Here is a 7,441-nt window from a genome sequence, read left to right on the forward strand (position 1 = left end):
CCGTGCCGCTCGAAAGTCTCGCGCCAGGCGTAGAGCAGCTTGACGAAGTACTCGAGCGGCGGCCCGGCCTGCCGGCCCAGGTCGCTGGTCGGCTCCGGGCACCAGGTGGTGAACCGGGGCACCACGCCGTGGCTCATGAAGAACTCGAGGCCTTCGGCGGTGGACGCGACGGCCTTGTCGATGTCGGTGAAGCCGTGCGGCTGCGCCATCTCCACTCCGCCGACGAAGTTGGGGATCACGTGGCTCGGCCCGAACACGTCGGCCGCGTCCAGGATCCGCTTGATCCACTCGTCCCGGCCCACGTACCGGTCCTTGCCCGGGCAGATCCAGGCGAACAGGTCCCGGTCCCAGACCTCGTAGTTCGGGTGGTAGATCCGGTAGCCGGCCTCGTGCAGCATCCTGACCTCGTCCAGCGGCAGCGCCTGCACCACCGCCTTCGGGATCCACCGTCCGGCGAAGCGGCTCTCGATCGCCTCGGCGAACCGGGCGTAGAACTCGCCCTCCTTCATCCCGTTCAGGCTCTTCGTGATCGAGCCGCCGGTCACCGTGTACGCGCGGGAGACCTCGTCGTGCGCGTTGATGTGCGTCATCGCCTCGACGATGTCGTCGATCTGCTTGACCGGCGTGTACGGCCGCCCGCTCGCCCGCTGCTGCCGGAAGTTCTCGTTCAGGTCGCAGAACCGGCACTCCTCGTCGCGCCCCCAGTACTGGCAGAGGCGGTAGACGGTGAGGTAGATCAGGTAGCCCCACTCGATGGCGGGCGCGATCTCGCTGATCTTGCGGCCGGAGGAGAGCGTCGCGCCGTAGTACCCGGGGATCGGCGGGAATTCCAGCTCCGCGAGCGCCCGCCCGTCGCACATCAGGGTGAGCCGGCCCTCGACCAGATCGACTCGGTACGGGCTGTCGGGGGCGACGCGTGTGGACACGATCGTGCGGCGCAGCCCGTACGGACCGCCGGTCAGTGCGATCTCCTCCGGCGCCCGGTACGCCTCGTGCTCCCGCATCTCGGAAAGCGGGACCAGGTCGAAAGAGAAGATGAAGTAGTCCTTCGGCTTATAGCCGCTGGCCACCATCAGCGCGTTCTCGCCGAACGCCAGCCCCTGCCGCAGGATGTCCTGCTTCACGATCGCCTCGGGCGGCAGGTCGGGGAAGGCCGCCATCATGCGCTCGAGCTCACGGGTCGTCGCGCCGTCGCTCGGCAGCGGCACGCGCTCCCGCGCCGCGCCGATCGTGTACACCGTTTCGTCCTGGTTCGCTGTCACGGTCCCAGCCTCTCCCGATCAGGCGGTCTCGCGCCAGCGCGAGGTGATGGGCAGGCGCCGGTCCCGGCCGAACGCCTTCGGCGAGATCTTCGTGCCCGGCGGGTACTGGCGCCGCTTGTACTCGGCGGTGTCCGTCAGCGTGAGCACCCGCTGTACCAGCTCCGGGTCGAAGCCGCGCGCCTCGATCTCCTCGCGGCCGTGATCCCCCTCCACGTAGAGGTCAAGGATCTCGTCGAGCACCGCGTAGTCGGGCAGCGAGTCGGTGTCCCGCTGGTCCGGCCGCAGCTCCGCGCTCGGCTCCTTCTCGATCGAGTTCACCGGAATCGGCGCGGTCTGCCCGCGCCGCGTCGCCGCCTCGTTGCGCCACCGGGCCAGTGCCCAGACCAGCGTCTTGGGCACGTCCTTGATCGGCGCGTAGGCGCCGACCGCGTCTCCGTAGAGGGTGGAGTACCCGACCGCGAGCTCGCTCTTGTTCCCGGTGGCCAGCACCAGGTGGCCGCGTTGGTTCGACAGCGCCATCAGGGTCGTGCCGCGCACCCGCGCCTGGAGGTTCTCCTCGGCCAGTCCGGTCAGCGCGGTCCCCGCGTCGGCCGTGGTCTTGAGGTAGGCCTCGACCATCGGCGCGATTGGCACAGTCTCGTAGTGCAGCCCGGTGCGCTCGGCCAGGTCCGCGGCGTCGTCCCTCGAGTGGTCGGTCGAATACCGGCTCGGCATGGAGACCCCGTAGACGTGCTCCGTTCCGAGCGCGTCGACCGCGATCGCGGCGACGAGCGCCGAGTCGATCCCGCCGGACAGGCCCAGCACCACGCTCGAGAAGCCGTTCTTGCGCACGTAATCGCGCAGCCCGGTCACCAGCGCCGTGTAGATCTCCTCGTGGTCGTCCAGGCGCGGGGTGAGCACACGTGGGCGAGGCTCGAACGCCGCGACCGGTTCGGCGGAGACGACGATCCGCCGGATCTCCATCCCGTTGGTCGCCTTCTCGCTCGTCCGCTCGGCCGGGACCTGCGCGACCGGCAGGTCGAGATCGACCACGAACAGCTCGTCGGTGAACTGCCCGGCGCGGGCGAGCACCGCGCCGTCCGGGGCGACCACCAGTGAGTCGCCGTCGAAGACCAGCTCGTCCTGGCCGCCGACCTGGTTGACGTACGCGATCGCGCAGCCCGCCTCCGAGGCCCGGCGCGCCAGCAGCTCGTACCGTGCGTCGTTCTTGTTCAGCTCGTACGGCGAAGCGTTGATGGAGAGCAGCAGCCCGGCCCGGGCGTCGGCGGCCGCGGCGACCGGACCGCTGTCCTGCCACAGGTCCTCGCAGATCGCCACGGCCACGTCGATGCCACCGATCCGCACCACCGGCAGCACGTCGCCCGGCACGAAGTAGCGGTACTCGTCGAAGACCCCGTAGTTGGGCAGGTGGTGCTTCGCCGAGCGGATCAGCGTCTCGCCGCGGTGTACGAGGGCGGCTGCGTCGATCGGTGAGCCGGCCGGGCGCCCGATCCGCGGGGCGTCGTCGGGGGTGCCGTCGAGGTATCCGGCCACCACGACGAGGTCGCCGAGGCCCCGGTCCTCGAGGTCGTCGGCCAGCTGGTCCATGGCGGCGCGCGCGGCCCGCACGAACGACGGGCGCAGCGCCAGGTCCTCGATCGGATAACCGGTCAGCGCCATCTCCGGCACCGCGAGCAGGTGCGCGCCCTCGCGGGTGGCCCGCTCCGCCGCGCCGAGGATGAGATCGGCGTTCCCGGCGAGGTCGCCGACGGTCGGGTTGATCTGTGCGAGCGCGATCCTCAGCTGGGCCATGGCACGAGCATACGCCCCTTCTCGTCACAGCGACGAGAAGGGGCGAATGCGAGGGTCGTCACACTGACCGGCGCATATTCAGGAGCTGCTGCTTGAAGTGCAGGTGTACAGCCCGGATGCGGCCGAGGCGGCGGCGGTTGACGTGCCGCCGTACGCGCTGGCAGGCACCGCGGTGCAGTTCTGCTGAACCCACGTGGTGACCTGGCTGCTGGCGGAATTGCCGCCGCCGAGTCCGCCGCCCCCGAAGCCGCCGCCGGTCATGACGTACTTCAGTTGCCCGGAGGCGACCAACTGCTGGAGCTTGGCGACCGTCATCGCCGAGTCGCTGCCGGTGAACCCGAACATGGAGATCACCGCCCGCCCCGACTGAAGCTCGAGGGACGCCGCCGTGTTCGAGTTCGCGACGGCGACCAGCCACGTCGCGCTGCCTTGGTTCTGCTCGAGGTACGACAGCATCGCGGACGAGACGGAGCCACCGCGCGCGCCCCCGAATCCGCCGCCGCCACCCAAGCCGCCGGATCCGCCTGCGCCTGGCAGGTCTCCCAGGCCGCTCAGACCGCCCTGGCCGCCGGGGAACGGTACGCCGCCGCCTCCTCCGGTTTGGCCTCCAGGTGCGCCTGCGAAGCCGCCCTGAGCCGACCCCGCGCCTGCGCCGCCTGGGAATCCCTGCCCGAATCCCTCGCGGGCTCGGCCGAAGCCGCCGCCCCCGAAACCGCCTCCGCCGCGCGGGCCGCCAAGCGACCCGTTCGCCGGACCGGCCAACGGATTGGTGCCGTTGACGGTGGAGTTCGCCGTCGAGGCCGCGAACGCCGCCGGACCAGCCAGACCGGCGAGAAGCAGGGCCGCCAGACTCACCGCTCCGAGGCGCGCCCGGTGCATCGGCTGGATGTGCGCCGCGATCAACGCCACGACGGCGACGATCGCTGCGACCGCGATGACCGGGACCAGCCACGTGGCGAACGAGTTCCGGTTCAGCAGCGTGATGGACCACAGCGCCGTGACGCCGACGACGACCGGCAGAACCAGCCATGCCCACCGCCCACCGGCCGCCTGCTCGGCCACGGACCGGTCCGCCCGCTCAGTCACGGGCCTGTCCATCTGCCCAGGCGCGTGCTGTGCATGCATTCGCCGCCAGACCACCGCGCCGCCCCCGCCGACCAGGGCGCCGATCGCCGGTCCCATCGTCGTCGTGTAATACGGGTGCATCGTGCCCTGCTGGTAGGAGAACACGACGAAATGCACGGCCAGCCACAGACCCCACAGCAGCAATGCCGCGCGCTCGGGATCGGTGCGCGGGGCTCTGGCCCGCAGCACCACCGCGGCGACGAACAGGATCGCCGCCGCCGGCAGCAGCCAGGAGATCTGCGCGCCGAGGATGTCGTTGAACATCCGGCCAAGCCCTGACGAGCCGGAGAAGTTCGCGCCGGCGCCCCCGGCCGGAGTCTCGTTGCCCGTGATCCGGCCCAGGCCGTTGTAGCCGATCGCCAGGCCCAGGACCGAGTTGGTCGCCTCGGAGCCGCCGACGTATGGGCGGCTGCTCGCCGGGATCGCATCCACGATCAGCATCCACCAGGACGACGCGACCGCCAGGACCACCGTGAAGAGCGAAAGGTGCCTGATACGCCGCCAGAAGCCGCCTTCGGCCGCGAACAGGTACACCAACACCAGCGCCGGCAGCACGATGAAGCCCTGCAGCATCTTGGTGTTGAACGCGAAGCCGATCATCACCGCGGCCCACAGCAGGTGCCGCAGCCGCTTGGTGCGCATCGCCTCGAGCGTGAACCAGGCCCCGAGCGTCATCAGCAGCACCAGGACCGGGTCCGGATTGTCGTCCCGGTTGATCGCCACCGTGATCGGGGTGAGCGCGGCGACCAGCGCGGCCACCGCGGCCGCGGCGTGGCCGAAGCTGCGGCGGACCGCGGAGTACAGGACGCCGACCGCCGCGACGCCGCACAGCGCGATCGGCGCGAGCATCGCGAAGCTGGAGAACCCGAAGATCCGGGTCGAGAGCTCCGTGACCCACAACGCGAACGGCGGCTTGTCGACCGTGATGAAGTTCCCGGTGTCGAGCGACCCGAAGAACGCCGACGACCAGCTCTTGGTGCCGCTCTGCACCGCCGCGGCGTAGAACTCGTTCGCGTAGCCGTTGCCGGTCAGGTTCCAGAGGTACAGCGCCGCCGCCAGCGCCAGGATCGCGAGCAGCACGGGCCTGGCCCACCGCGGGTCCTGCGGTCGGCCGCGCACCACCCGCTGCCGCCAAGGACGGTCGATCGGCGGCTCTGGAGTGGTCGAGTGATCGTCGACGGGATGGATGGGGGTATACGGTTCGGGCTCAACCACGATCAGGGCGTGGGGAACCCCGGTCGGAAGCTGGTCGGTCATCGTGCTCTCTCCGTCGTCGGGTGGTGAACGCCGCGGCGGGGGTTGAACACCCACGCGCGCATCAGCAGGAAGCGGACCAGGGTCGCCATCGCGTTGGCAGCGACGAGGACGGCCAGTTCGACCGAGTGGGCCGGACTGGCCGACGCGGCGTGCAGGAGCCCCAGTGCCCCGTTCGTCAACGCCAGGCCGATCAGGAAGGCAACGCCGCCCTCGACCTGATGGCGTAGCGCGTTCGCACCACCCGTCACGCCGAAGGTGTACCGGCGGTTCGCGGCAGTGTTGGCGACGGCGGTGATAGCGAGCGCGAGTGTGTTAGCGATATACGCCGGGGACGCGGCGCGCAGCAGCCAGTAAAGGATCAGATACGCGAGCGTGGACGCGACCCCGATCACCGCGAAGCTCGGGATCTGGTAGCGCATGCCTTGCGGAAGCTGCGCGGCGAGGGAGCGGGCCGGAACCGGCGCCCGGAACCCGCCCTGCAACGCCTGTCGGCCGACCCGCCACATGCCCCGCAGGTCGTCCTTCGCGGTGCGCACGATGTCCACCCGGCTGTCCGGGTCGTCCACCCAGTCCACCGGCACCTCGTGGATGCGCAGCCCGCTGCGCTCGGCCAGCAGCAGCAGTTCGGTGTCGAAGAACCAGGCCTGGTCCTCCACCCGGGGAAGCAGTGCCTTGACGATCTCGGCGCGCCCGGCCTTGAACCCGCACTGCGCGTCGGAGAACCGGGCGGCCATCGCGGACCGCAGCAGCAGGTTGTAGGTGCGGGAGATGAACTCGCGCTTCGGCCCGCGCACCACCGCGGCGCCCTTGGCCAGCCGGGACCCGATCGCCAGATCCGAGTGCCCGGACATGAGCGGCGCGATCAGCGGGAGGAAGGCCTCGAGCCCGGTCGACAGGTCCACGTCCATGTAGGCCACGACCTCGGCCTCGCTGGCCTGCCACACCGCCCGCAGCGCGCGTCCCCGGCCCTTCTGGTCGAGGTGTACCGCCCCGACCGCCGCGAAACGGCCGGCCAGGTCGAGAGCGACCTGCCAGGTCGCGTCGGTCGACGCGTTGTCGGCGATCGTGATGCGGAACGGATAGGGCAGGTTCTCGGCGAGGTAAGCGTGCAGGCGCTCGACGCTTGCGGCCAGGACGTGCTGCTCGTTGTAGACCGGGATGACGACCTCGACGAGGCGGGTGCGCTGCCGGGCCGCGCTGGCGGACGTCGGCGCTTCGTGGGTGCCGGGCGGGGGCGGGAGGTCGGAGATCACTTGGCTCATGCCGGAAACGGTCGCGGACCTCGTTGTGGCGAGCGTGAGCCGTTCATGAGGAGGGGATGATTTTTCGCCGCGCCGACCGTGGAGACGGGACGGGGCGGGGCCCGAAGAGAAAGGCCGGAGAAAGGAGGCGGCCTCGTCGCACGGGGGAGCGACGAGGCCGCGGCGGAGAGTTGTCGAGGACTCTCCGCGGGCGCCGGAGGGGTTCGCCGCCTCGGTCCCGGGGGAGGACTCTGCGGGCGGCGGGGGCGGTTCCGACGCCGAACGGTGCACGGATCCCCACGGGGGGAGGGACCGCAGCGCACCGTGCTTGGCGTACGACCCCCACGGGGGGAGGGGCCGGACGCCGCGACGCGCGTTCTTGCGTGACCCCCACGGGGGGAGGGGCCCGCGGCGCGCGCCGCTCGGGGCGAGGCCCCATCGCACGGGGGGACGACGAGGCCTCGAAGAGGATTATTCATGGGGCCGGTGCGCTTGGCGACCCCTTCGACGAAACTTCTCGCTAGGGATCTCGGCCCTCACGCACCGTGTCCGCGATTTGCGAGGATTGCCGAGCTCGCGCCCCTTTGCCGGTGGCGTATTCGTGACTCTGTGTCGACGAATCGTCGGCAAGAAACAGCATACGATGTTGAACGCGTGTTCACCAAACGCCGGAAAGTCAACGGCTGCACGCGATCCACTCGAAGGTCGCGTAGTGATCGGATGTGTAGTAGTCCTCGCCCCCTGAACCGATCACCACCCGCCGCG

4 protein-coding genes are annotated in these 7,441 nt (G+C 70.4%); all 4 read right to left on the reverse strand.

The window, feature by feature from the left end; translation table 11 throughout:
• On the reverse strand, positions 1-1,262 hold a 1,262-nt coding region (locus VGZ32_RS21705), incomplete at its 3' end, for a radical SAM protein (protein ID WP_326887978.1).
• A gap of 18 nt (positions 1,263-1,280) precedes the next feature.
• Positions 1,281-3,053 (reverse strand): NAD+ synthase, encoded by a 1,773-nt coding sequence (locus VGZ32_RS21710; RefSeq protein WP_326887980.1) that lies wholly within the window; start codon positions 3,051-3,053, stop codon positions 1,281-1,283.
• Between the two features lie 78 nt (positions 3,054-3,131).
• Positions 3,132-5,435, reverse strand: a complete 2,304-nt coding sequence (locus VGZ32_RS21715; protein WP_326887981.1) for an ArnT family glycosyltransferase — start codon at positions 5,433-5,435, stop codon at positions 3,132-3,134.
• On the reverse strand, positions 5,432-6,697 hold the full coding sequence (locus tag VGZ32_RS21720; protein ID WP_326887982.1) for a bifunctional glycosyltransferase family 2/GtrA family protein: 1,266 nt from the start codon (positions 6,695-6,697) through the stop codon (positions 5,432-5,434). Before VGZ32_RS21720 ends, VGZ32_RS21715 begins: the two co-directional genes overlap by 4 nt.
• Positions 6,698-7,441: the final 744 nt, after the last annotated feature.

The organism is Actinocrinis sp. (assembly GCF_035938995.1).
In the GTDB taxonomy this organism is placed as follows: Bacteria; Actinomycetota; Actinomycetes; order Streptomycetales; family Catenulisporaceae; genus DASZGI01.